The following is a 26,337-nucleotide window of genomic DNA, read 5'->3' as shown; positions in this document are numbered from 1 at the left end:
ATAAAAAAGGTAAGGGGAAATAATGATAATATACAGTGAAATCAATTACTTAGACATGATCAGAGCACTCTATATAGTAGTAGCTAACCGGATCGTTTACACATGCCGTAGAAGAATAAAGTCTTCCTTTCTCTTCAATTAGCCGTCAGACACGTGCTCTTAAAGAGAAAATAGGTATCAAATAGCCCGAAAAGGGCTTATCCTAAAATCACAACCATTTTATCTTCCTCCTGATAAACATAAGGATTGGAAGAATATAATTGTTGCTTTTAAGTGTCATCAGAGATGTAGTGTTTTTCTCTACGACGGCTCTTGGCAGCAAGAACAACATAGATGAATGCAAATAATAATAAAACTTCAATCACAGCGCAATCCCCAGCCACATAGAAGGAAATATGCCTTTTAAAAAGAATCGTACCTCATCCATAACCAATAAATTCGTTTAGAGAAAAATTACACAATCAATGGGAAAAATAGAATAAACCAGTGGAGGCGATACACAAGATCATAGCAATGCTCTTGTAAAACAAGAGATAAGCCACAACCTGAAAACACAAATTGGAAAAGTTCAGATTAAAAAAATGGAGGAGAGAGGGGGATTCGAACCCCCGATACCTATAAGGTACTCCGCATTTCGAGTGCGGTACATTCAACCACTCTGTCACCTCTCCATCTTAAAATATCTTTCTTAGAAGGAATAAAAATCCCAGAAACTACTCTCAACCTCATACTTTTCTTGACATAGAACGAAGGTTTGAGTAGCTACTATTACTAGCAGAAATTAGCGGCTCTTGGAACCAAGAATGTCACTATTATTTATCAACTTCAACGAGTAATTTAAAGCCTATTGATTACTTATCAATTATATTTGCGCAGAGGTTGAAAAATGTGCGATACTCTTGAAAAGTTCTTAGAGAATGAAAGGACGTAATTTTTATGTTTGCGGTTATAAAATCTGGGGGAAAACAGCGCCATGTAGCCGCTGACGATACCATTATTGTTGAAAAGATTGATGCCAAAGATGGCGATAATATAAGGTTTGATGAAGTTCTTGCAGTTGGAAAAGGCGAATCCGTTTCCGTAGGGTTTCCTTGTGTAACGGGAGCTTACGTTGAGGCAGAAGTTATCAAGCAGATTCGCACCAAGAAGGTTATCGCCTTCAAAAAGCGTCGCAGGAAGAGCTCCAAAAGCATGCGAGGACATCGGCAGAATATGACAGTTGTCCGTATCACTAATGTTGTATCTTCTTAGATCACATACTCTTGATGAACACTGAAATTATATAGGAAACCGTAATGGCACATAAAAAAGCTGGAGGATCTTCCCGCAACGGGAGAGATTCCGAGTCGAAGAGACTAGGATTAAAGAAGTTTGGTGGTGAAGCTGTAATCGCAGGTAATATAATCTTGCGCCAACGTGGAACACGATACCATCCAGGAACTAATGTTGGCATGGGAAAAGACCATACTCTTTTCGCACTCGTTGATGGCAACATAAAATTTAAAAGCCCCTCTAAAGGGCGTCCGTCTGTATCCGTTATTAAACGTGAAGAGATCACAGCAAGTGGAACTTGAATTTTTGAATATTTTCCCTTTTAAGCGATGACATCTTAGGATTGATCCGACTGAAAAGATATCATGTCATAAGATATGGGAGTATTCTTTCTCTATATCTTACAACTATTCCTTTAGTAGATGATTTTTGCGATACATGATATTTTATGACATGTAAAGGTTTGTTGATTTTTTATATCTAAAGACATGATCTGAAGGTGTCCTCATATACTGTAATACGGATATTTTTTGAGGAAAAGTCCATAAATACAGTGCGATAGATCTTATCGTCATAATGTTCTTCCCATCAAATTTATGTTTTCTAAAAACATTAGAAATTTCTACGGAAACGTTTCCCAAATCGTAATAATAGACTGTAAAAGATTGTAGTGTTAGAAGGCTTTAATGAAATTTCTTGACGAAGCAAAAGTCTATATCCGATCGGGAGATGGAGGCGCAGGAGGCGTATCCTTCAGACGCGAAAAATTCATTGAATTTGGTGGACCAGATGGTGGATCAGGGGGTCACGGTGGCGATGTGTGGGTTGAGGCAGTACGCAATCTGAATACACTCATAGATTTTCGCTATCAACAACATTTTAAAGCAAAACCTGGCATTAAAGGCATGAGGCGAAACCGTAGCGGCGCAAAAGGAGCCGATGCCGTTCTTATCGTTCCTATTGGTACACAAGTTTTTGAAGAAGATAAAACAAGCCTTATTTGTGATCTTAATCAAGAAGGACAGCGTTTCTTACTAGCTCCCGGAGGGAATGGCGGCTTTGGCAATCTTCACTTTAAATCATCGACAAATCAAGCTCCAGACCATGCTAATCCTGGAATTCCTGGACAAGAAAGAACCATTTGGCTTCAATTAAAGTTAATAGCAGATATTGGAATTATTGGACTTCCTAATGCGGGGAAATCTACCTTTCTAGGCACTATTACACGAGCAAAACCTAAAATAGCTGAATATCCATTTACTACGTTATATCCTAACCTGGGTCTAGCAAAAATAGGATATGAAGAGTTTGTGCTAGCTGATATTCCCGGAATTATCAAAAATGCGCATCAAGGCGCTGGTATTGGAGTTCGATTTTTACAGCATGTCGAACGCACCCATATTTTGCTACATATAATATCTGTCCTTGAAGATGATATAAAAGATGCTTACAACTCTATCTTACATGAATTATGCGCTTATAATGATAAATTATGCAAAAAAATAGAAATAGTGGGACTTTCTCAAATAGATATGATTGATGAAGAAACTCTCGCAAAGAAAAAATCTGAGCTTTCTTCTGTATGCGGAAAAATTCCGTTTGTGTTTTCGTCTGTGACAGGACGTGGCATATCAAAAATAATGCAGCATCTTCATGACAAAATCTTATCCTTACGGGAAGAGAATAAGTCCTAAAAAAAACTTGTCTTTCTTCTCGCAAACGCATTGTCTTATCAAATCCTAAAACGATAAAAAGAATGAAGAAAGCAGATCTTTTCTCTCCCGATTAGATTAATATCTTTAGCAAAACTCGTAGTGAATTTCTGTTCAATCAGCAAATTCCTCATATTGTCGAATACAATTCATATTTCTGGATTTAGTCCTTTACACAAGAAAACCATGTTATTTATTAACATAAACAACGCAACTATCCTAGCAATCGATAAAGATACCATCTTATATTAAAAAATTGCACTAACCAAGTTTAACACAATCAAAACATTGCCTCTGCATAAAAGATATCTCATCAAACTTCAATCAACCTTCTTTTTTAAAGCATTGCCTTATGGTGATGGTATAATCTATTACTTCTCTGAAAAACAAAAAATTTTACCACTTTAAAATTCATAGACTCTTGAAATCGTCAATACAATTTTGAATGTAATAGTATCAGTTAATATTATTGATAAAATCTTAGAAACTATGATTTAGAATAATGCTCTGTTTTTAAATGAAATCAGTTTAGCCATAACTACTAACCTATAAATTGATCCCACTGCACTTATGAAAATGATGGGTTCAACCCAGAAATCAAAGTTGCAAACATATACAAGAAGGATATACGCTCAAGAACCAATGACTATTGCAAAATCAACAGCTTTTTAAATACTGCATGACGGCTTATAGAAAAAACGGTTACAAGAAAATGCAACAAGAAAACTTTCATGATAGTACTATGCACATGCCTCATGTAGAAGATGGCATGACAGTTGGCTTATTTGGAGGCACTTTTAACCCACCACACCACGGACATGTGGCAATAGCTAATATTGCGCTCAAGAAGCTTGCACTGAACCAATTATGGTGGATAATCACTCCAGCCAATCCTACTAAAGATCCTGGCTTGCTAGATCCTCTGAAAATTCGTATTGCGCTCAGCAAAGCATTAGCTAAAGATCCCCGCATTCGTGTTACCGCTTTTGAAAGTTGTCCTAATCAAGGATATACTTTAAATACTATACTCAATATTAAAGATCGTAATAAATTTATACGTCTTATCTGGATTATGGGGGCAGATAACCTAAAAACCTTCCACCATTGGCACAAATGGGAAAAAATCGTTATGACAATTCCTATCGCAATTATTGACAGACCTGATATAACGTTGAATTATATCTCCTGTCCAATGGCCAAAGCTTATAATCGCTCACGGATAGATGAATCTCTGAGCGGCAATTTATGCAATATCCCTCCACCTGCTTGGACATTTATTCATGATAAACATCATATGATAAGCTCGTCAACCATTCGAGAAAGGGAAAAAATGCTCAAGAATAATCCCACTTAAAAATTATAGGCTCCTTTATTCATTAAACCAAACCTGATCCCACTCTCAATCCTTCCGCATTACATGACGACGACTAAATGCAGGATCATGAATTATATATCCAGATTTGGTTGTCTTATAAAAAACCACAAAATTCTCAATATCTTAATGCAAAATGCACAGCATCTTAAGGAAAGAAAGTTCTTCTAGTGCAATATATGGATTGCTCCTATATACATTGAAAGATTTTAAACAATATCAGCCATATCAGTGCCATCCTTGTTCATATCGCGAGAAATTTTCTCTTTGCGATTTTAAGTGAGATCCTAGAGAAAGTTTTTGGCTTCACACGATGCGCTGATTTCGCCGTCATAAGATCAGGAACAAAAGACTGTGATTTGGAAAAGATAGTCTCACAAGTCCGCATTCTGCATCCACAGGTATTATTGAGCAGTTGCGAAAGGAAAAATAACGTTGGAGAAAATAGTACGATTCTTTTCTACGGCATCAACAGATGCAAATGTATCGAAATAAATTCCTTTACGAAGTGGGTTATCTACGGTGTTTATAAAGATCTCTATTACTTGTCCATCTGTAATTAAAATATAAGGAAAAGATTTATCATTACATAATTGTCATCCATCAATATTGGACATGATGCCTCATCCTGAAAACGTGATAGAAGAAATTCATAGGGAAATAGATAGACGTGGTATCGTATCTGCACTCAATCTGAGATCTGAAAAACTTCTGATCAATTTTAATGGATTGCAAATTATTTTAGAACTTGCTGCCCTTAAAACACACAGAAAGTCATTCCTTTTAGGGAAATATTAAACCAATGACATGACGATAATATAGGTAATGATAGGATTCATGCAGATTATCGCAGAAGTAAAATTATCCCGCTTCACAGAAAAGAGATCTATAGATAGAAACGGCAAGAATATATCTTGGCACAAGAATTTCGAATTTCAGCCTCTATCAAAATTTTTGATTGGATACCCACCGCATCATCATCAACGGAACAATACAAGATAAGCAGAGGTTATCAGCATAACGAAAACGAATCCAATACCTATTCCAACGCTAGAAAAGCGTCACCATCAAAATCAAAATATAATTGAGAGATCAGATGTCTACCATCTACTGTAAGAAAAATTCTTATACGATACCCAGTAGATAGAAAAATACCAACAAAAGCTATATCTTTTCGAAACAGGATATTATTCCCTATAATGTACAATAACCTTACTAAACCCATAAAATGTATGGTGCACCCGAAGAGATTCGAACTCCTGACCCCCAGATTCGTAGTCTGGTACTCTATCCAGCTGAGCTACGGGTGCATCAAAATAGATACGCATAACTTCTGTAAAGCGATATGAGTATAATTGCAAGAAGGCTTTATTAAGAAATGTAATTTTAAAAATTTTTTTAACAATTCTCAAAATTTTCAGAGATATTTTATTTTCAAGCTTTTAAAATACTTCTTTTTATTTCTTTAGTCCATGTTTGATACTTCACCCTATCATGCCACCAAAACCAGTGCTCAGGGATATTTGCATATCCAACATTCTACCATATCATTAAGAATATTTCTTTGTATATCTAATTTTTCTTCAAATTCCAACCAAAAACGATTTTTCAGTAACCATATACAACGCATTGGATCAACCGTTACATCCAAACCTTTCAATAAGCTTTAAAACAATCGCTGTTGTTTTCTCAGGACTTCCAAAAAACGTATCTATCACCTTAGTAAATTTTTGATCAACAAGAATTCCAATGCCATCACGACCAAATGTAAGATAGCGAATCAAAGCAAGAATAGCCTCTTTGTGAGATGATCTTAATTTCCCCATATAGACCACTGAGAAATTTAAAAACTTTTCTTGCTAAAGATAGATTGTTTGATGGACGAAATAATATTGCCATAGAAAAACCATTGGCTCAATCGGCTATAGGTAGAATTGCAAAATTACCGTTATGCCCAGGAAACATTATGTTTGGATTCGAATCATTGCGCACATTCAATAAAATAGATTCATCCAAAATCTCAATACGACTATCTGTGGATCACTTTATATCGCAGTCTAGTATGCAATAAAAATATATATATTCAACCGCTCATTTTCCTATGTTTTCCCAATTATCAATAGCAATATTTTTGAGATAACAATCTCGTCTCTCCGAAAAAACAATGCGAAGATTACTCAAAACGAGATCATGATCTCCTTCCTAAGCTTAGTCCCTATAAAGCGAGCGATGAAACCAGCTATGTTTATCCCCCATATCCACAGGGAAAAACCCACATGATCTTTTAAAAACAACAAGCACCCACTTCCAACTAGTAACGTATAAATTTCTTACATAACAAAAAAATCATAAAATAAGACAAAAAATCCTCCCATAGCAAAACAACTTGATTGAAAATTCTTTTATCAAACCATAGCATTGATCAAATATATCTTCATACTATTTCAACAAAGATAAAGTCATAAACTAAAAGTATTACCGAAAAAATTTTCCTATTAATTTGAAGAAATACCGTCAACGATCATCTATCTTCCATCTCTGCTCTCAAAATACCAAATATTTCCATAAAGCATATAATTTCCCCTACTCAAAGTATGTATTTCTTGAAATAAGATCTCTATTTTACCCCTTTTGGATGAATAACGAAGATTTCCTCAGCATACTAATGTACATTCCAACAAATCATAAGAATAATCTTATAATCCCTCTATGAAAAAAATCTTGAATAATTTAATGGAGGATTGACTAAATGCAAAGTAATGGTAAAATTTTTTTGACCAAAATTTAAAGGAAATTCTACTATCAAATTCAAAAGAAATTAAGAATTTCATAAAATTTCACAAATAAAAAGAATCTCGAAAATAAGGATAAACCACAACTCTATAACAATACTGATAAAAGATTCAACTTACGCCTTTAAAGAATACTTAAAATTCTGATAATAGAGAAAAATTTCTGCAAAATGGAAAATAAAAATCGAATCAATTTTAATCTGAATACAGAAAAATCCCCATCCTACAAGATGAACGACATATCCTATCAAAATAGAAATATCATAAATCCCACAACCCTCAACAGCCTACCAAATCACTGGATATCGCTTGTTTTATAAATCAATTAATGGATTCAAAGTGACCTTTTTCTCTACCTCCAAAATCTTTGATCCCCCAATCAATAACTAGAATCATTAGGAGGAATATCACCGTGGCATATCATATGCTTTGAATTCATCTCAAAGCTTCTGCACCATAGGTAATCCAGAATTGTTGTGCTACGGATAATTCAACGTTGCTACGCCGTGGCTAATCTATGCCTATATTAAAAAATTAACTCCAAGAATAGACGCATGCGAGGGAGAATCCCGTCATCCGAAGAGAAATAGGAGAAGATTACTTTTCATTTCTCTCTGATCTTAAAAAGAGGGAAAGAGCTAATAAAAAAAACACGATCCCAAGATCGCAATATTTACAAAAACACTATTTTCTTTCTACTATAACTTATCTACAAAATAAAAATAAAACGAAATTTTCTAGATTTATACGTTTCCAAAACAAGTTTTCAATAAATCAATTTGTGCTCGAACATTATTTGGCCTGTGTGAAGAGCCTTCTACCTGCCCTGCATAAATTTCTTTATCTAACAACATTATACGTCGCTGAAGACGCAAAGAACTCTCTACGAGATTTTGAAAGAAGCAAGGAATATCATCCCAACCAGGAGCGGGAGTACGGTTTAAATCGGAAGAATCAAACCGTATCTTCTTCCTCTCTGTAATAACTTGCTCAAAAGACATCTCTCCGTTTTCCAAAGCACGCTGCAATAACAGCCAAGATACCATCTGCATCAACCGCGTTGTTAAATGAACCGATTCAGACACATATAAAGCCGATGCGATACGAGGCAATTCTTTGGACAATGAACGCCCCTCCCTATCAAAATAAGAAGAGGTTTCTTCCACAAGATCCATACCATCTGCATAAAGAACCTTTAAACGAATGGAGGATACCATCCTCCCCATAAAACTAATCGAACCCGTCCCATGACCAGACATAGATTAATCCCTATTTTAAATTCACCAAATCCATAAAATCGACACAAATCATAAAAAATGAATCTGCATCCCTTGACTATATCCTCTTAAAGTAAAATCAAACATCTCTATCCGAAAGAAAAAACATTTTTGCACAAATAAAAACTATCATTGCATAATCAAACCTATTTTCCGTCCTCCTCTTCCAATTTCTTCTCCCAACATCCCATAGTCGCCAAACCATTCATCCGAGCACGATGAGATAATATACGTTGAGCAGAAATCATATTTTCTTTTTTCCCATTCCATTCACGCAATACGGATTCCTGCAATGCACGGCCATAAGAAAAGGTTAACTTCCAAGGAGAGACTTGCATCCCATTCATTGCCGAAAGACGTGCTGTAGCCTCCATCTCAGATTGTCCTCCAGAAAGAAATGCTATTCCCTGTACAGCGGAAGGAACCACACGCTTCAGCGTTTGTATAGTCTTCTCTGCTATTTCCTCATCCGAAACTCTGCAAGCGCTCTTCCCTGGAAGAACCATGTTTGATTTCAAAACCAAACCTTCCAAACAAACTCTCATACTCGCCAATTCATCAAATAATATACGCAAAACAAATTCTGTGACTTCCGCACAACGTTCAATCGTATGATTTCCATCCATAAGAACTTCAGGTTCAACTATTGGCACAAAACCTGCCTTCTGACAAAGAGCAGCATAACGAGCCAATATATGCATATTCGTCCGAACGACAGAAGCACTGGGCAAGATATCAGAAACTGATAGAACAGCACGCCATTTAGCAATTCGCGCTCCAACCTCTTTATATCGCCCTAATCTAATATCTAGATCATCCAAACCTATCACAACACCTTCTCCAGGATACAAAGGGAAAGGCTGTACTCCACGATCAACTTTAATCCCTACTAAAACACCAGAAGAGGAAATAAGATCCACAAGAGATGCGCCATCATTAGCAGCCTGATAAAGAGTCTCTTCATGCAGAAGAATACTAGAAATATATTTCATAGCCTCCTTAGAGCGGAACAACATCTCCCGATAATCACGTCGCGTCTCCTCTGTAGAATCCAATTGAATCGCATCAAAACGCTTCGTTAGAGTCGGACTGGACTCATCAGCTGCAAGGATTCCCTTTTCTGGCATCAGCATCTTCTCTACAATACTTTGTATTTTTTCAATCATTTCCTCTCACCCCAATACAAACCCCCAAATTCAAGAAGAAAATCTTCTCTACCAAAACTAATTCATAGAAAAATTCGCAACACCATATCGTCTCAGGATAGTCTCAAATCCCTACCTCAAAGACGTCAATTTCTATCTCTGGAAGTCAAGGCAGAAATTCCAGGCAATATTTTCCCCTCTAGCCATTCAAAAAACGCTCCACCTGCCGTAGAAATATAGGTGAAAGCATCAGAGACTCCCGCGCGAGAAAGGGCTGCCAATGTATCCCCTCCACCGGCAACAGAAATAATATCTCCTTTTCTCGTAAGATCTGCTATAAAGCGTGCTATCTCTGTTGTTGCCCGATCGAAAGGCTCTACTTCAAATGCACCAAGCGGACCATTCCATATCAACGTTTTTGCATTCAAAATAGATTTTTTGATATGTTCTACCGTCTTGTGTCCAATGTCCAATGCAATAGAATCTTCAGGAATAGATCTCACAGAAACAGTTTCAGTTTTAACCCCTTTTTTAAGCTGTTTAGCCACAACAACATCCTGCGGCAGAATAAGCTCACAGCCAACTTCCTGGGCTACAAATGTTACTCGGCGAATACTCTCAAATGAATCACTCTGGTATAAGGATCTTCCCATATCCATTCCATCTGATGCTAAAAAACTATTGGCCATACCGCCACAAATTACCAATGTGTCAACTCTCTTCGCCAAGCTAATGAGTAGTTCAATCTTTGTTGAAACCTTAGATCCTCCAGAGATAGCAACTATCGGACCATATCGTAAACTGAAGCAACGTTCTAACATATTGAGCTCTTTTTGCATAGAACGACCTGCACAAGAAGGCAATATACTAGCTAATCCTTCCACAGAAGCATGAGCTCTATGCGAAACGGAAAAAGCATCATTCACATAATAATCTCCGTTTTTTGCTAACATTGTTACAAAATCTGGATCATTATCCTCTTCTCCTGGATAAAAACGAATATTTTCAGCAAGAATAATACCCCCATCTGATAAATCCGATATCGATTGGGATAGCAAAGAACCAATACAATCTTCTACGAAGATAATTTTCTTTTTAAAAATATCCTCTGCAACAGGCACCACCTGACGCAAAGATGACTTCCCATCTCGTTGCTTCTGAGGACGCCCCATATGAGAAAGGAGCACAATTTTTGCCCCTCTTTCTACAAGCTCAAGGATTGTAGAGGCCGAACGCTCAATGCGAGTGGCATCTGAAACAATACCTCCCATAAAAGGGACATTCCAATCAACGCGTACCAGAACACGACAACCCGCAATATCAGGAAGATCATCCATGGTTCTAAGACGACTCACACTCCAACCTTTCTACTAAAAACTCTCAGATAACATGAAGGGAAGACATATAATCCATTAAAAACCATAACCACTGTTTTGCAAGCTAGAAGAAAAATTTTTCATAAAAACACCATAGGAATCTAAAGAAATTTCCCTATAGCTACTGCGGTATCTAACATACGATTAGAAAAACCCCACTCATTATCATACCAAGAAAGAACGCGTACAAAATTCCCAGAAACGACTTTTGTCTGATCAAATGCAAATACAGATGAATAGGGATTATGATTAAAATCTATGGATACTAAAGGATCCGTGACATATCCCAGAATATTCATCAATTCCCCCTCGGAAAAAACCTTAATAGCCTCATTGATCTCTTTTACATTAACGCTACGACTTGCTAAAAATTTTAAGTCCACCATTGAGACATTGGGTGTCGGGACTCGAACGGATGAACCATCTAATTTACCCTTAAGCTCTGGCAAAACCAATTCTACTGCTTTAGTCGCGCCAGTAGATGTAGGGATCATCGATATGGCTGCTGCACGAGAACGATAAAGATTACTATGAGATGCATCCAAGATAGGTTGATCGCCCGTATAGGAGTGCACAGTTGTCATATAACCTTTTTCAATGCCAAAAATTTTGTTAAAAACATAAACCACTGGCGCCAAGCAATTAGTTGTACAAGACGCGTTTGAGATGACCAAATCATTTTTATTTAAAGATGTATGATTAATCCCATAAACAATAGTCTTATCTGCTTTCTCACATGGAGCAGAAACCAAAACACGTTTAGAACCATTAGAGAGATGGAAAGAAGCTTTCTCTCTGGTAGTAAAAGCACCGGTACATTCCATAACAACATCAATATTATCCCAAAGCAATTTTCGCGGATCACGAATGTTTGTCAATTTTATCGGTCCAAAACCAACATCTATTGTATCTCCAAGAACTTTGACTTCTCCTGAAAATCTCCCATGTATAGAGTCGTAGCGAATCAAATGGGCACTTGTCTCTACTGAACTGAGTCCATTAATGGCAACAATCCTAATATCATCCCGCGCCGACTCAACCAAAGCACGAAGAATACACCTCCCAATGCGACCAAAACCATTTATAGCAACCTTGATAGCCATACTTTCTTTTCTCCATGCAATCTAGAAAAGACCAAAAATGCACATAAAACTTCCAAACATCACGCAGATAATTTTCTCTCAACCGCTGCTACTACCGCATCAGAATCTATGCCAAAATGCCGGTAGAGACTCTCACAAGACCCTGACTTTCCAAAACCTCTCATACCAATAAACTCCCCTTCAGATCCTATAAAAGCATCCCATGCTTGACGCACTCCCGCTTCAATAGCAATCTTAATCGGAGATGAACCTATGATTTCTTTGCGATATGAATCTGGCTGTTCAAAAAAGAGCTCAAAACAAGGAACTGATACTACACGGGTAGAAATACCTCTAGAAGTTAAAATCTTACATGCATCTACAGCTACCTTCAATTCAGAACCAGAAGCGAAAATCGTCACTTGCGAATCAGATTCAGAAATAAAATTATAAGCACCTAAACAACAAAAATTATTTTCTTCGCATTGCACTCGCAGAAAAGGCAGATTCTGTCTAGATAATGATATCACAGATGGACGGTTCTTTTCTTGAAGAGCTCCCTGCCAACATTCCAAAGTTTCTATGGAATCTGCTGGTCTGAATACCAAAAGATTAGGGATTGCTCTCAATGCCGCCATATGCTCAACAGGCTGATGAGTAGGACCGTCTTCCCCCAAACCTATAGAATCATGTGTAAGGACATGAACAACCCTTATACCCATCAAAGACGCTAATCGAATAGACGGTCGACTATAATCAGAAAAAACAAGAAAAGTCCCCGAATACGGGATTAATCCCCCATGCAAAGCAATTCCATTCATCGCAGCGGCCATGGCATGTTCACGTATACCATAATGCACATAACGCCCCGAAAAATCACTTGCCGTAATAGATTTCATCTGACTGGTTTTCGTGCCATTAGAACCTGTAAGATCTGCAGATCCTCCAATTGTCTCTGGAAGACATTCGTTTAAAACCTCCAGAACCATTTCAGAAGATTTCCGAGTGGCAACTTCCGATCTAGACCGCGAAAGTTTTGTCTTACATTGCCTGATAGCTTCACAAAAATTATCCGGCAATTGACCTGAAAACCGACGCATAAATTCCTCTCGAACGTTCAGCTCTACTGAAGAAAAAATCTTCTGCCAATCTTCTCTTTTTTTAGAGGAACGTAAGCCAGCTAAACGCCAAGATTCCATTATATCTTCTGGGATATGGAAAGGCTTTGCATCCCATCCCAAAGCCTGACGAGTAGCATCCACCTCCTCTTTTCCCAAAGCAGAACCATGGACCTTGCTCGTTCCTGCTTTATGCGGAGATCCAAAACCAATAACCGTTTTACAAGCAATCAGTGTAGGCTTATCAGAGGATCGAGCCCCTTGTAAAGCAGATGCAATAGCACACGGATCGTGCCCATTTACAGAAAGAGTATTCCATCCAGAAGCACGAAATCGAGAATGTTGATCAGTGGAATCCGCCAAAGAAACGGATCCATCAATCGAAATACCATTATCATCAAAAAGAACGATCAATTTGCTTAATCCCAGATGTCCTGCTAAAGCAATCGCCTCTTGACTGATACCTTCCATCAAACAACCATCTCCGACCAATGCATACGTATGATGATTTATTAGGTCACAACCAAATTCATCTCGCAATTTACGCTCAGCAATAGCCATACCAACAGCATTTGCGATTCCTTGACCGAGAGGGCCAGTTGTTGTCTCAATCCCTGAGAGATGCCCACACTCAGGATGTCCAGCTGTTTTAGAACCGATCTGCCGAAAATTTTTTATGTCCTCAATCGTTATATCCCGATACCCTAATAAATAAAGTAACGAGTAATACAACATAGAACCGTGTCCCGCCGACAAAACAAACCGATCACGATCTGGCCATACTGGTTCTTGAGGATCAAAAATCATGAATTGCGTAAAAAGAACGGTAACAACGTCAGCCATCCCCATAGGTAATCCTGGATGTCCAGAGTTTGCTTTTTCTATGGCATCAATTGACAAGAATCTTATGGCATTTGCCATTCTTTTGTGTGTGTCGCCATGAATCATAGACGCTTCCTTCTCCTGTCAAAAGAATAACTGTCCCCCAAATAGCCTCGAAAAAAGTTTCTGAAAGACATAAACACCAAACACCCCCCTACAATTCAGAACGACACTCAATACTCAGGACAAAACGATCTAGAAAGCCTCTCACTTGCAACAGATCGTCCTTTTAGCTTATGCTGTGAAGCAGATGGATAACCCTCTATAGACCAATAAAATGATTTGCTCAAGAAGCGTCCCTCGATTAATTTCAGAAAAATCTTGTATTTGTTATTAGAAAAGCATCTTTACAAAAAAATTCCTGGATAAAAAATCAATGTCTGACGTCAATTAAAGGCGATATTAATGAGAGAAGATATGCATCAAGAATTGGATAAAATAGAGAAAGCCATCAGCCTTTTAGAGAGGATAGTTGACGTACACTCCGGAAATGAAGATTGTCCTAGACAAATGAAAGAAGAAAAACAAAAAATCCACGCCGATTACCTTCGCGCAACAAAAGCTCTTCAACAATCTGAATTGCGCGCCAACCGCCTTGAAGAAGTCAATCGCGAAGTATCTCGACGACTGGTGACTACCATGGAAACAATTCGCGCTGTCCTAGACCGCTAAGAAGTGAAAAATATGCCTCAAATAACAGTAGAAATTAACGGCAAAAAATACAAAATGGCTTGCAAAGACGGACAAGAGGAACAACTCATCCACTTGGCAGAACGCTTTGGTAGTTACGTCGATCGTCTACGTCAACAATTCGGTGACATCGGGGATTTGCGCTTAACAGTAATGGCAGGTGTCACGCTCATGGATGAGATGGCTCATCTGTCTTGTAATCTCAAAAAAACGCAAGAAGAACTCAGCAATCTAAGCAGTAATTTCAACAAAAAAATGCTTTCTTATTCTCAGCAAGACAAAGAAATCATTCTAATATTGCAAGATTTTGCAACACGTATACGCAGTTTATCCACACGCATCGAAAGCAAAAATTATTCATAAAAAAACTTTTTATTATCTGCTTATCGCCTCAGAACAGATTCTGAAAAACCTTCTTATTGGAAGCAATAATTTTGTTATTTGTATTCTCGCTTATTCCTGTTTTTAAAAATATTAAGCAGCAATAAAGAAAAACCATAAAGGATTTTTTTATATACCGAAAAGCCCTACCAGAATTGATTCTCACCGATGCATCTTTGAACTATCCTGAGTGGTAGAATATGATTGTTCCTTTAAAAATAATTATTTATAAAACTACAAGGATTTTTAATGACTCCGAAAGAACATAAAGCCGCGATACGTAAAAGAAAGCTCTTGTTGCGTAATCTTCTCTCTCCCGAACAGCATCATACAAAAAGTGCCGCCTTGGCAATCCGCGGAGAAAAAAGTATTCCTTTTAAACTTGGCATGAAAATAGCAACTTTTTATCCTATTCATTCCGAAGCAAACGTGCGTCTTCTCACGCACAAAATAAAAGAAAAAGGATTTTTATTCTGCCTTCCTACCATTGAAAAAGGTATCCTTGTTTTTCGCCAATACAATACCGAAGACATGCTTGTAAAAACCGATTTTGGAATTTTGGGACCACCACCAAATTCTCCAATGGTTGATCCAGAACTCATATTTGTACCACTTATTGCTTTTGATTCTTATGGAAATCGTATAGGATATGGTCGCGGATATTACGATACCGCTATGGCTCGTGCCCGACTTCAGGGAAAAGATCCTTATCTTGTGGGAATTGCATTTGATCTTCAGGAAACCTCATATATTATGGCTGATTCTACCGATATTCGCCTGCATGCGATCCTCACCGAAAGCAGGTTTAAACAATTTAGTAAGAGTATAGTAGGAAACACATGAGACTTTTATTCCTTGGTGATATAGTTGGTAAAGCAGGACGATCAATCGTATACGATAAGTTGCAATACCTCATTCAAGATTTTAAGCTTGATTTTGTGATCGCCAATGGAGAGAATAGTGCAAGCGGCTTTGGAATTACCGAAAAAATATTTCTTGAAATGATGGAAGCTGGAATTGACGTTATAACTACAGGAAATCATGTATGGGACAGACGAGAAGCTCTTGTTTTTTCTCAACGTTATGATAGATTCCTGCGACCTGCAAATTATCCCTCTGGAACTCCTGGACATGGTTCTGGACTTTATCACGCTAAGAATGGCGCACTCGTTCTTGTCGCAAATATTATGGGACGCGTTTTTATGAATCCTATATTAGACGATCCGTTTAAAACATCAGAAGATATATTGAAATCATGCCCTTTAAAAGAACAGGCAGATGTTATAATCTTCGATTTTCACGCTGAAACCACGAGTGAAAAACAATGTTTTGCACATTTTGTTGACAGCCGTGCTAGTCTCGTGGCAGGCACTCATACTCATATTCCCACTGCTGATTCTCAGATTCTTGACGGTGGCACGGGCTATATATCTGATGTTGGAATGTGTGGCGATTATAATTCATCCATTGGATTAGATAAGGAAGAACCTTTGAATCGTTTCGTCTTACAAATTCCACGCAATCGTTTCATTGTTGCGGAAGGCCCTGCAACACTTTGCGGTGTCTGTGCCGAAATTTCCGATATTACTGGATTGACTGAAAAGATCGCTCCTTTACGTATCGGTGATCGCCTTCATGAGTCTATTCCAGATTTTTGGAGATGAATTTTATAAAACAATATTCTTGCACGAAATAGTCTCTTTTCATCGCAAGATTGCTTTTTGCATCGTATTTGCATCATAAAAGATTAAGCTTAAACACCAAAGAGGGAGGATGTTAGTGGCTGGGCACTCTCAATTCAAAAACATTATGCATCGCAAAGGACGCCAAGATGCCTTGCGCTCAAAGATATTCTCTAAATTATCTCGAGAAATAACTGTGGCGGCTAAAACATCTGGACAAGATCCACTAGAAAATCCACGTCTTCGACTGGCTATCCAAAATGCCAAGGCTCAATCAATGCCCAAGGAAAATATTGAGCGCGCGATCAAAAAAGCAGCTAGCACCGATATGGAAAATTTCATTAACATGCGATATGAGGGTTATGGTCCAGGTGGCATTGCCATCATCATTGAAGCTTTAACTGATAATCGCAACCGTACTGCTTCCAGTGTGCGATCTATCTTTACCAAAGCTAATAGCTCTCTTGGTGAAACAGGATCTGTTTCTTTTTTCTTCGATCAACTTGGAGAAATTATTTATCCTTCAACAATCGGAGACATAGATAAAGCTATGGAGGCTGCTATTAATGCCGATGCGAATGAGGTCATTTCCGAAAATAAAGAATATATCTTCTATTGTGATTTCGAAAACATAGGTAAAACTTCTAAAAAATTGGAAGAAGACTTGGGAGAAGGAAAGAGTATAAAAGCTATCTGGAAACCCAAAAGCCTTATGCGAATATCAAACGAAGAAACAGCCGTATCCATTATAAAAATGATTGATAATCTCGAAGAAGATGATGACGTTCAAAGCGTGTATTATAATCTTGATATCCCTGATGAAATCATGAGAAATATCTCTTTTTAACGATAAATTAGCTATTCTTGTATTGAAGCAACATCCAATAGCGCTGGATACGCTATCACGTCTTTCTGATTTTCAAAGGGAAATGATTCCCTATTAAACACAATACCTAAAAATTCTTCGTTTTTACGAAAACCAATCCGATATCTCTCTGTCAACATCAGTAGCGGAAGTTATGGCATTGTGAAAATTTTCAAGTAGCTCAGCCTTGCTGCATAGGCTTGAATCAGAATTTATAATCTTGGAGGCTTTAGTCCATCTGTCTTTATCTGTCGATTTTAAAATCTTCAGTATATGATCAATACCGCATGTGATGTGACCTTCTTTACGAGCTCAATTTCAAAAACGATATCATCGCTGATTTTTTCTTTATCTGCATTCTTTGTGCTTGCGCAACTTATCATAAAGATCAAGATAAACGCTATTGTAATTCTGGAAATCACGCTTTGGTAAGATTGTTTTCATTTTCTTCAAACTCATTAAAGGATGATAGAATACATCGCAGACGCAGGATTGATTCCCAAAAGATGGACAAAACCTTTTTCCGCATTATGTCTCAAAGATCATAAGCATTGACCAAATCAAATACCAAGATTACTTGATAATAAGCTTTAAAAAAATAAATATCAATTACTTAACTCAAAACGCAACCAAATATCAATCCTATATTTTCAATAGGTTTGGAAACATTCAATCTTACCTTTTACATACTATCTACTGTCATTTTAGCAGTTGTATCTGCTAGCTTTTTAGACTTAAATTCACGCACGTATAGTTCAGATATAGCCATTTTAGACCACCTACCCCCAGTAATCACCATAAGTGCATGGAAGAGGACTAGCACCAGCATTTAGGCGCTATAATTACACCTGCTGTTCCTAATCCGTGAAATCTGCATTCATCAGGCAGTCCATCAGCCATAGATGATATCAAATAAAGATCCCTATCCGGAAAAATATGTTCTTGGTACATATTCCTAAACCAAGGCTAATAGTAATTACAATGACGATTCTACCCCCGCTTATTCTATCGACGAACGCATCAAAAACAATTCAAATATCAATATTAAGGGAATCATTTCTGATGACGCTAAGCCCTCAGCCAAAGGAAAACTCCTGCAGAGAAAACTTATAGTTGTATCGATCCAATGACGCAAAAAACACCAAAACTTGCAAGAATACATTAAAAATGTTTGAATTCAAGAAATGGCGGAGAGGAAGGGATTCGAACCCTCGATGCGGTTTCCCACATACGCCCTTAGCAGGGGCGCGCCTTCGACCACTCGGCCACCTCTCCAATTAATGGGAATATGTTTATTGACAAAAATAATCAAGTACTTTGTTCCATTTGAGCAATCATTAAACATTTATATCTGCTCACGAGACTTCAAAGTGTTGATCACCCTCCACCTATCATCAAGAAATTTCATATAAAACCATCCTCCATGATAGCTTAAACTTCCAAAACAGAGTGTAAATACCAATTATCATAAAAACAACCCATTTTATACTATCACGATTCAATTGTTTAAATTCTTTTTAACCAAAACTCATTTTCTGCTATCTCGATTTACGTGATATTGATCATAGGGGATTTTTTTATAATAAATTCTATGATGAAAGATCCTTCTTCTGAAAATTTATACTACTAAGAATTTCCGAGGGAACGACTTTCTGCAGATAATCAGATAGCGCATGAATCAGCTGCGTTTTCTTTTGATCCCCTTTATGCTCCAAATAGAGAGAATCCAATTTCCTCATATATTCTTCAATATACAACCGAGTAAATCGCATTTTACGGTGTTCTAACCAACGCTGTTTCTCTTGGTTGTCCAATGTATCAGGAAAGTTACGTGCTCGATAACGAAAAAATAATGGTTCTAGTCGTGGATCAGTAAATTTAATATCCAAAGCTGACAACTCTTTTGGATCAGTAGTAGCGAGAACAACGTCCATCTTCATGCGATCTTCGTTTTCGAAAAATCCATCGTATAACCGAGATTCCACGTCTACATCCTTTGAAGAAACATAGGGCTCAGCGAATACCGCAGTCACTTTTTCCTGTAGATTACTTTGTCTACGTAGTAATTCTAAATTATCCAAACATCGTTGACGATTAATTCCCAAGCGCTCTTCATTTCGAAAACTGAGCTGGTCAATAGAAGCCAAAACCGGACATTTATTAAGATGCACCAACTTTAATGGCACAGGAGAAGCATCTCCAAGATCATCGTGGCAAGTATACAAACGTTTATGTAGATCAATACTATCCAGATCCTGCAATACCTGCATATCACCACTCAAGTCACAAACAATAACCGCATTGGAATAAGTGGGATGCCAAGCCAAAGGCATAACTAGAGCAGTATTTCCTCGCGCAGCACCGAACATACCCGAAATATGCACCAGCGGTTTCATATCCTCTATATTGATCAATTGTCTTAGAAGACGTTTATCTCGGTAGCGATATAGATAGTCAAAAAGTTTTGGGTTCTTTTGGCGCACTAATTTAGCCATCGCTAGCGTGGCATAGACATCTTCCTCCGCATCATGGGCATTAACATGCTGAATACCATTAGCGATCGTTAAATCCTGCAGCCGGAAACTAGGAAATCCATTATCATTCAGTGGCCATTGGATTCCATCCGGATAAAAGGCATAGAAAGCACGCATAACGTCGAGCAAATCCCATCGCGAGTTTCCCTGCTTCCAACTCCAACCATAGGGATCATAAAAATTTCGATAGAAAATATTATAACTATACTGATCATCAAAGCGGAGATTATTGTAACCAAGAATGCAAGTATCCTGTTCACTAAAAAATATCTTTTGAATCCGCTGAGAAAATTCCGATTCTTTCAAACCATCTAGCAACGCCTTCTGCGGAGTAATACCTGTAATACATACCGATTCTGGATCTGGCAAATAATCATCTGGAGGTTTACAAAAAAATATTTCTGAATCCCCTCTTTTCTCAAATTGACTATCAACACGTATACTAGCAAACTGTGCTGGACGATCCAGGGCTGGATCTTTTCCAAAAGTTTCATAGTCATAAATCAGGAACGTAGTCTCTTTGCTAATCATAACTAAGACACTCTCCCTTACTTTGAAAAAATCCTTGTGCCTTTGAGCTCAAAAACCTAAAATCCTCACATAGAGACGATCTATTTTAAGCAGAGATTGGAAGATCTATCCGCAATATCAACAACGCGCGATCACAAATTTCAAAGAGAATACTCCCTTCCACAGTCTTAAAACAACATAATTCGACGCTATTGCGAAACATTCGCATAGTCTTGAATATATCTTCATTTAACTCTTCATATTCTAACAAGTTGATCTTTTTAAAGAATGCGTATATGCTTCAACTATAAGGCACAAGTTCCAAGCCATGCCCAGCGTTTTTAGAGAGCTTATACAAATTCCCAGATAACCGTCTAAACGGATATATTATATATAGCCCTCGATGTCAATATATAGATTTTCAGGCTAACAAACATCACATCGCTTAGCCAATATAATCGAAAAAATTATAAATCACCATATAACTATAGCAGCCAATAAATCTCTGTAAAAATGGAACCTACCTATAAGAAAAATTTGAAACGAGTAGGAGGAAAAATATCATATAAAAACACTTAGAACAGATACCCTTACCAAGAGAATATTTCTATCACCCATATGCGATAAATTAAATATTCAAGAGAAAACCTGATAAGAGATGTGTTGCCACCGTTATATGTGCAACAGTTACTTCTTCCACAGAAAGAATATCTGATACCTGACTCTGAACCCTCTGTAATTCTTCGTTTTTCATAATCTTAGCAACAGAATTCCCAGCAGTAATTGCCTTAGCAATCATTTCACGTCGTGCAGAATACATCCAATCTAAACCAGCCGACAATGCTAGATTCTCATAGTGATCTTCTACAACGACATTTTTAGCTACAGAAAGCAGTCTATCAACTCCCAATCCTTCCGATATAGCTGACCACATATCTAAAACTCTTAGCAAGCTGGTATTACATGTTTCTGAGATATCAATTAAATCTGGAACTATCATCAAAAGCTGCATACGAATAATCTTGTTCGCAAGATCCTCCGGGAACCCGTTTTGAATCAAAGTCATAACTTGATTATTAAACCGTTCTGACCATTCCTCCGGTATCTTATCCTGAAGAAGTCTATTTAACTTATGAAACGCCATTAGAAGACGTTTCACCGCAGCACTGACATCACCGAGAAATGCCCCATTTTTTATCAGAAGACGTGTAATATTTATTAAAACCAATCTAATTTCTTCATATATCCTATTCTGAATTTCCCCACTGATCTTATTATCAAGTTCATCTACTTCTTTCCAAAGATATCCCAATTCATAACCAGCATATGCAATCACTGCAGAACGAATAACATTCTCTATCGAAGCACCTGTTTCCTTAGCTAATCTTACAACGAAACAAGCCCCCCCTCGATTGATGATTTCATTAGCTAAAACTGTAGAAATTATCTCCCTGCGCAATTGATGATTCATAACATCCTCAGGATATAATTTTCTGAGTTTTTTCGGGAAATAATTCAATAATAGGGCAGTAAACCATGGATCATCTATCAGATCCCCCTTTATTAATTGTTCCGATAATGTGAGCTTAGCATAAGAAAGAAGAATGCCTATTTCTGGATGAGTAAGGGATTCCTCAGAACGACAACGCTCCTCAAAGGATATAATATCTGGTAAACACTCTACTTCTCTATTGAGAGAACCTTCTTTTTCTAGAACTTTCATAAGTTGTGCGAAATTCCACATCATCGCCATACCCTTGCGACTTTCCAAGGAAATAGCTAACGACTGCAGATAGTTATTGCGGAGAACGAGTTCTATCACTTCGTAAGTCATTGATATTAATAGCTTATTTCTATTATCTACAGTGAGTCTTCCTTCACGTATGGCGGAAGCCAATGCTATCTTAATATTAACTTCTAGATCAGAACAATTCACTCCACCTGAATTATCAATAGCATCAGAATTAATACGACCACCATTTAATGCATAAACAACACGAGCTCTCTGGGTAACTCCAAGATTAGCCCCCTCCCCAATAACCTTCGCTCTTACTTTATCAGCGGTTACACGAACTCGATTATTCGCCCGATCCCCTATATCTGAATCGCTTTCTTTAGGTGCACCAATATAAGTGCCAATTCCTCCAAACCATAAGAGATCTACTGGAGATGTCAAAATTGCCGAAACAATCTCAAAAGGAGTGACTGCCTTCTTTGAAAGACCTATGACAGAAGCTGCTTCCGGAGTTAACTGAACTGACTTCTCGCGTCGTGAAATAATCATTCCGCCTTTAGAAAGAATTTTTCGATCAAAATCCTGCCAACTTGAAGATGGCAAATCAAAAAGCCTTTGGCGTTCATTAAAAGCCTCCTCTGAATCCGGATCTGGATCCGGATCTATAAAGATATCCCGATGATCAAAAGCGGCAATAAGCTTTATTTTCTTTGATAACAGCATCCCGTTACCAAATACATCTCCAGACATATCTCCAACACCAGCCACAGTAAAAGGCATAGTCTGAATATCAATACTCATCTCACGAAAATGCCTTTTCACCGCCTCCCAAGCACCACGCGCCGTAATCGCCATTTTCTTGTGGTCATAACCCATAGATCCTCCCGAAGCGAAAGCATCTCCTAACCAAAAATTTGCTTCTTGTGCTACGGCATTTGCCGTATCCGAGAAAGTCGCTGTGCCCTTATCTGCTGCAACAACAAAATACGGATCACTTCCATCCAAACAAACAGTATTCACAGGATGAATAATTTCTTGTCCTTCAAAATTATCAGTTATTGATAACAATGCGCGAATATAGGCTTTATACGCCTCACGTCCGATATGAAAGATTTCTTCTCGTTTAGCCTCAGATGGCAATCTTCTAGGATAAAATCCTCCCTTGGCACCAACAGGAACTATGACAGCATTCTTAACTTTTTGTGCTTTTACCAATCCCAAAACTTCAGTACGATAATCCTCCGCTCTATCAGACCAACGCAAACCACCACGTGCTATTTTACCAAAGCGCAAATGTATACCTTCAACCTCAACACCATATACAAAAACTTCTCGATGTAGTTTTGTTGTATCTTGACTGTGAATCTTGCTCGAATCGAATTTAAATGCGAGCGCAACATCATGCTGGCGATCCTGAAAATAATTTGTCCGTAACGTTGCCATGATCAAATCAACGTAACAACGCAACACAGTATCATCATCTAGACTAGGAACTTTCAACAGAGATGCTTCAATTTCCTGAAGATTGTTCTTGGTACGATTTTCCCGAACCCTTACTGACAGCTTGGGATCAAAGCGGTCTTTGAAAAGCATGAAAAGCACTCGACTAATGGAAGGATTTTTGCTCAAAATCTGAGCAATAAAATCTTGTGACCACGTTACTGCTGTTTGTCGCAAATACCGAGCATATGCACGCAGGACGTTTATTTCATATACCCGCAAATCCGTGAGCATAATTAAATTATTGAATGAATCGTTATCTACTCTAGATTGAAAAATATACTTGAAAGCCTCTACGAGATCACTGCTTCGATTTTCAAGATTAAACTGTACAATATTATTCGCCAGCTTTAACTCCATCTGATACAAGACGACAAGATGTTCTCCATCCTCTTTACGCGCTTTAATCTCAAATGTATCTTCACTAATGACCGTGAAACCCAAATTTTCAAGAAGCGGCACACGCTTCGATAAAGAAAAAGGACCATCTGCGTGCAAAATCTTGAGCTGGATATCCCCATCTTCTTTGCTTAAAAATTTTACGAAAAGTTTCTCTTTTCCATCAATACAATCAGTAAGATAATTCAGATCTTCTGCAGCCTGTTCGGGAGAAAAAACGTCTTTAAAAGTTTGAGAGTATACGAGACACGGAGCCTTTTCTCCAGCATGTCTGTAAAACTTTTCTTCCCAACGTGCAACTATAGAAAGAATTCCCTCCTCAAGGGTTTCCTGAGATGGACGCGGAGTCTCACCACCCGAACGACCTATGACAAAGTGCACCCTCATCAATCCTTCTTCAAGGAAACTAGGGTAAAAAGCTGATACGTGACCCGCATAAACTTCAGAAAGATAATTTCCGATTTTTTCACGAATAGTGGGACCATAATCTTCGCGCAATACATAAACAAGCACTGAAACAAATCGATTAAAACGATCAATGCGAGGAAGAACCCGTGTACGTGGTTTTTCCAGAATCTCACTTATTTGCTCACAAAAAGACGCTAAGAGCTTGGTATCTATTTGAAAAAGATCGTCTCGTGGATAAAATTCTAACGTGTTTTGTAACATTCGACCCGAATGGCTATTCGGATCAAAATTAAAAAAATCTTTTACTTTGGCAATCTTTGCACGCAATAACGGAATTTTAGAAGCGCTCTGCGAATATGCCAAATGGGTAAAAAACCCAATAACTCGCAACTCACCAACTAATCGTCCCTTATCGTCAAAACATTTAATGCCTATATAGTCCATATATGTACGATGATAGACAACAGACTTAACATTAGATTTGGTAACAATCAAAAAATCCGGACCTTCTAGAAAATTGCGAATTTCCGGTGTAACAAGCGTTGTCTCTTGATAGAATCGCAAGACTAAAACATCAGGATTTCTTAAAACACCTAATCCTGTTGTATCACCACGCTCCAACTTTATTTTTTTTTTCTCCCGTACAAGAGAATAATAGCGCATTCCAAGAAACTTAAAATTTCCGTCTTTCAACCAATTGAGAAAAGTCAATCCTTCCCTGACCGCTCCTTGGGTACAAATACCATTCAACAGAACAAGAGAATTTTGTATATCATCTAAACGGGATAACATCGCCTCCGAATCTTTTGAGACTAATTTTACCTGCCCAATGACGAAATCCAATCCCTTCTTAAGAGCTTCCGATTCCATTGGCGAAATTTTTGGAATATGAACCTGTATCAAACAGATCTGTCGTTGCGAATCATCAGCATTATCAGAAGAGTATAATAGCGGATCGCAATCTTTTTCTTTTGTAAAAATTGGATGAATGGCCAATATCATGCCACGACAACACGCAGCAATCTCACCTATAATGGATTGGTATAGGAAAGGAACATTATCCGAAATAACAGTTACAATGCTAACAGGAATTCCAGCTGGTGTGATACCCTCTATTTCTCTTATATCTATGTAATCACCAGAGTGATCCCAGCTCGAAAAAATATCGTATGTAGCAATAGAAAGCAGCGCTAGCATCGACGGCGTATACTTCTCAAGATCATCAAGACTCGCTCTACCAAATAATGCAGAAACACTTAGCGCCGATCGACCCAAAATAGCTAGTTCAGCATCAGTTTTCTCAATAATATTATCTCGTTTTAAGCCTCTTGCAATCACCGTGATTATCCCCAAAAAATCTTTCTTATTTTTATCAACAAAGGTGTATAATTTAAAAAATTAAAAACCTGATTTTTAATAATTTGTAGATAAGAAATCCTGAAAAAACATTAACTTTTAATGCTTTAGACTGTTTTATCCCATCAATCAAGAATCAATACTCTCCTTACAAACACTTTATTACAAAGAACATATCTATAATCAAAGGAGAAATTCCTTTCTCTATTTCTTTTCTTTGTCATAAGCATATGATATATATATATTATT

At 37.7% G+C, this 26,337-nt stretch carries 19 protein-coding genes and 3 tRNA genes; 10 read left to right on the top strand and 12 right to left on the bottom strand.

All coding sequences use genetic code 11. The features are described from left to right. Positions 1 to 582: 582 nt before the first annotated feature. Positions 583 to 671: transfer RNA gene (locus H0G72_RS00700), tRNA-Ser, on the bottom strand. A gap of 265 nt (positions 672 to 936) precedes the next feature. Between H0G72_RS00700 and rplU the strand changes: the two genes are divergently transcribed. The 5 genes from rplU to H0G72_RS00675 all read left to right on the top strand — a co-directional run bounded on the left by rplU (position 937) and on the right by H0G72_RS00675 (position 5,154). After that, entirely contained in the window at positions 937 to 1,251 is a 315-nt protein-coding gene (gene rplU, locus H0G72_RS00695) for a 50S ribosomal protein L21 (RefSeq protein WP_182016610.1), read from the top strand. Between the two features lie 44 nt (positions 1,252 to 1,295). After that, positions 1,296 to 1,574 (top strand): 50S ribosomal protein L27, encoded by a 279-nt coding sequence (rpmA, locus tag H0G72_RS00690; RefSeq protein ID WP_182016608.1) that lies wholly within the window; start codon positions 1,296 to 1,298, stop codon positions 1,572 to 1,574. A gap of 384 nt (positions 1,575 to 1,958) precedes the next feature. Next, complete coding sequence (gene obgE, locus H0G72_RS00685; RefSeq protein ID WP_182016606.1) at positions 1,959 to 2,966, top strand: GTPase ObgE; 1,008 nt, start codon at positions 1,959 to 1,961, stop codon at positions 2,964 to 2,966. Positions 2,967 to 3,732: 766 nt separating this feature from the next. Next, complete coding sequence (locus tag H0G72_RS00680) at positions 3,733 to 4,338, top strand: nicotinate-nucleotide adenylyltransferase (protein WP_182016604.1); 606 nt, start codon at positions 3,733 to 3,735, stop codon at positions 4,336 to 4,338. 633 nt (positions 4,339 to 4,971) lie between these two features. Next, complete coding sequence (locus H0G72_RS00675) at positions 4,972 to 5,154, top strand: hypothetical protein (RefSeq protein ID WP_182016602.1); 183 nt, start codon at positions 4,972 to 4,974, stop codon at positions 5,152 to 5,154. Between the two features lie 435 nt (positions 5,155 to 5,589). Here H0G72_RS00675 and H0G72_RS00670 read toward each other — a convergent pair. From H0G72_RS00670 to tkt, 7 genes are all read right to left on the bottom strand, one after another. After that, positions 5,590 to 5,666 (bottom strand) — tRNA-Arg (locus H0G72_RS00670). Between the two features lie 324 nt (positions 5,667 to 5,990). Further along, positions 5,991 to 6,182 carry a hypothetical protein gene (locus tag H0G72_RS00665; RefSeq protein WP_182016600.1) on the bottom strand — a complete coding sequence of 64 codons (192 nt, stop codon included), beginning with the start codon at positions 6,180 to 6,182 and terminating at the stop codon, positions 5,991 to 5,993. 1,709 nt (positions 6,183 to 7,891) lie between these two features. Further along, positions 7,892 to 8,407, bottom strand: a complete 516-nt coding sequence (locus H0G72_RS00660) for a DUF1465 family protein (protein ID WP_182016598.1) — start codon at positions 8,405 to 8,407, stop codon at positions 7,892 to 7,894. A 164-nt stretch (positions 8,408 to 8,571) separates the two neighbouring features. Further along, entirely contained in the window at positions 8,572 to 9,591 is a 1,020-nt protein-coding gene (locus tag H0G72_RS00655; protein WP_182016596.1) for a class I fructose-bisphosphate aldolase, read from the bottom strand. Positions 9,592 to 9,716: 125 nt separating this feature from the next. Continuing rightward, positions 9,717 to 10,925, bottom strand: coding sequence for a phosphoglycerate kinase (locus tag H0G72_RS00650; RefSeq protein WP_310649466.1), 1,209 nt, complete (start codon positions 10,923 to 10,925; stop codon positions 9,717 to 9,719). A 122-nt stretch (positions 10,926 to 11,047) separates the two neighbouring features. Next, entirely contained in the window at positions 11,048 to 12,049 is a 1,002-nt protein-coding gene (gene gap / locus H0G72_RS00645) for a type I glyceraldehyde-3-phosphate dehydrogenase (RefSeq protein WP_182016594.1), read from the bottom strand. A 59-nt stretch (positions 12,050 to 12,108) separates the two neighbouring features. Next, positions 12,109 to 14,094 (bottom strand): transketolase, encoded by a 1,986-nt coding sequence (tkt, locus tag H0G72_RS00640; protein ID WP_182016592.1) that lies wholly within the window; start codon positions 14,092 to 14,094, stop codon positions 12,109 to 12,111. Positions 14,095 to 14,433: 339 nt separating this feature from the next. Here tkt and H0G72_RS00635 point away from each other — a divergent pair, with 339 nt between their 5' ends. The 5 genes from H0G72_RS00635 to H0G72_RS00615 all read left to right on the top strand — a co-directional run bounded on the left by H0G72_RS00635 (position 14,434) and on the right by H0G72_RS00615 (position 17,628). Continuing rightward, on the top strand, positions 14,434 to 14,700 hold the full coding sequence (locus H0G72_RS00635) for a DUF4164 family protein (RefSeq protein WP_182016590.1): 267 nt from the start codon (positions 14,434 to 14,436) through the stop codon (positions 14,698 to 14,700). A gap of 12 nt (positions 14,701 to 14,712) precedes the next feature. Beyond that, positions 14,713 to 15,081, top strand: a complete 369-nt coding sequence (locus H0G72_RS00630; protein WP_182016588.1) for a cell division protein ZapA — start codon at positions 14,713 to 14,715, stop codon at positions 15,079 to 15,081. Positions 15,082 to 15,348: 267 nt separating this feature from the next. After that, positions 15,349 to 15,942: a 5-formyltetrahydrofolate cyclo-ligase gene (locus H0G72_RS00625; RefSeq protein ID WP_182016586.1), complete on the top strand. Its 594-nt coding sequence runs from the start codon at positions 15,349 to 15,351 to the stop codon at positions 15,940 to 15,942. After that, positions 15,939 to 16,763, top strand: a complete 825-nt coding sequence (locus tag H0G72_RS00620) for a TIGR00282 family metallophosphoesterase (RefSeq protein ID WP_182016584.1) — start codon at positions 15,939 to 15,941, stop codon at positions 16,761 to 16,763. The genes H0G72_RS00625 and H0G72_RS00620 overlap by 4 nt, the downstream gene beginning before the upstream one ends. 115 nt (positions 16,764 to 16,878) lie before the next feature. Next, positions 16,879 to 17,628 carry a YebC/PmpR family DNA-binding transcriptional regulator gene (locus H0G72_RS00615; protein WP_182016620.1) on the top strand — a complete coding sequence of 250 codons (750 nt, stop codon included), beginning with the start codon at positions 16,879 to 16,881 and terminating at the stop codon, positions 17,626 to 17,628. Positions 17,629 to 17,994: 366 nt separating this feature from the next. On the opposite strand, the gene H0G72_RS06450 is transcribed toward H0G72_RS00615, so the two are convergent. The 4 genes from H0G72_RS06450 to H0G72_RS00600 all read right to left on the bottom strand — a co-directional run bounded on the left by H0G72_RS06450 (position 17,995) and on the right by H0G72_RS00600 (position 26,070). Next, a complete protein-coding gene (locus H0G72_RS06450; RefSeq protein ID WP_476384425.1) occupies positions 17,995 to 18,090 on the bottom strand; it encodes a type I restriction endonuclease subunit R, EcoR124 family in 96 nt (31 codons plus the stop codon). A 741-nt stretch (positions 18,091 to 18,831) separates the two neighbouring features. After that, positions 18,832 to 18,921 (bottom strand) — tRNA-Ser (locus tag H0G72_RS00610). 314 nt (positions 18,922 to 19,235) lie between these two features. After that, the gene (sbcB, locus tag H0G72_RS00605) at positions 19,236 to 20,711 is read right to left on the bottom strand and encodes an exodeoxyribonuclease I (protein ID WP_182016582.1); all 1,476 of its coding nucleotides are present in this window, start codon (positions 20,709 to 20,711) and stop codon (positions 19,236 to 19,238) included. A gap of 607 nt (positions 20,712 to 21,318) precedes the next feature. Then, positions 21,319 to 26,070: an NAD-glutamate dehydrogenase gene (locus H0G72_RS00600; RefSeq protein WP_182016580.1), complete on the bottom strand. Its 4,752-nt coding sequence runs from the start codon at positions 26,068 to 26,070 to the stop codon at positions 21,319 to 21,321. Positions 26,071 to 26,337: the final 267 nt, after the last annotated feature.

Origin of the sequence: Candidatus Liberibacter sp. (assembly GCF_014048425.1) — a bacterium.
Taxonomy (GTDB): Bacteria; Pseudomonadota; Alphaproteobacteria; order Rhizobiales; family Rhizobiaceae; genus Liberibacter.
This window is presented reverse-complemented; position numbering and strand designations above follow the sequence as displayed.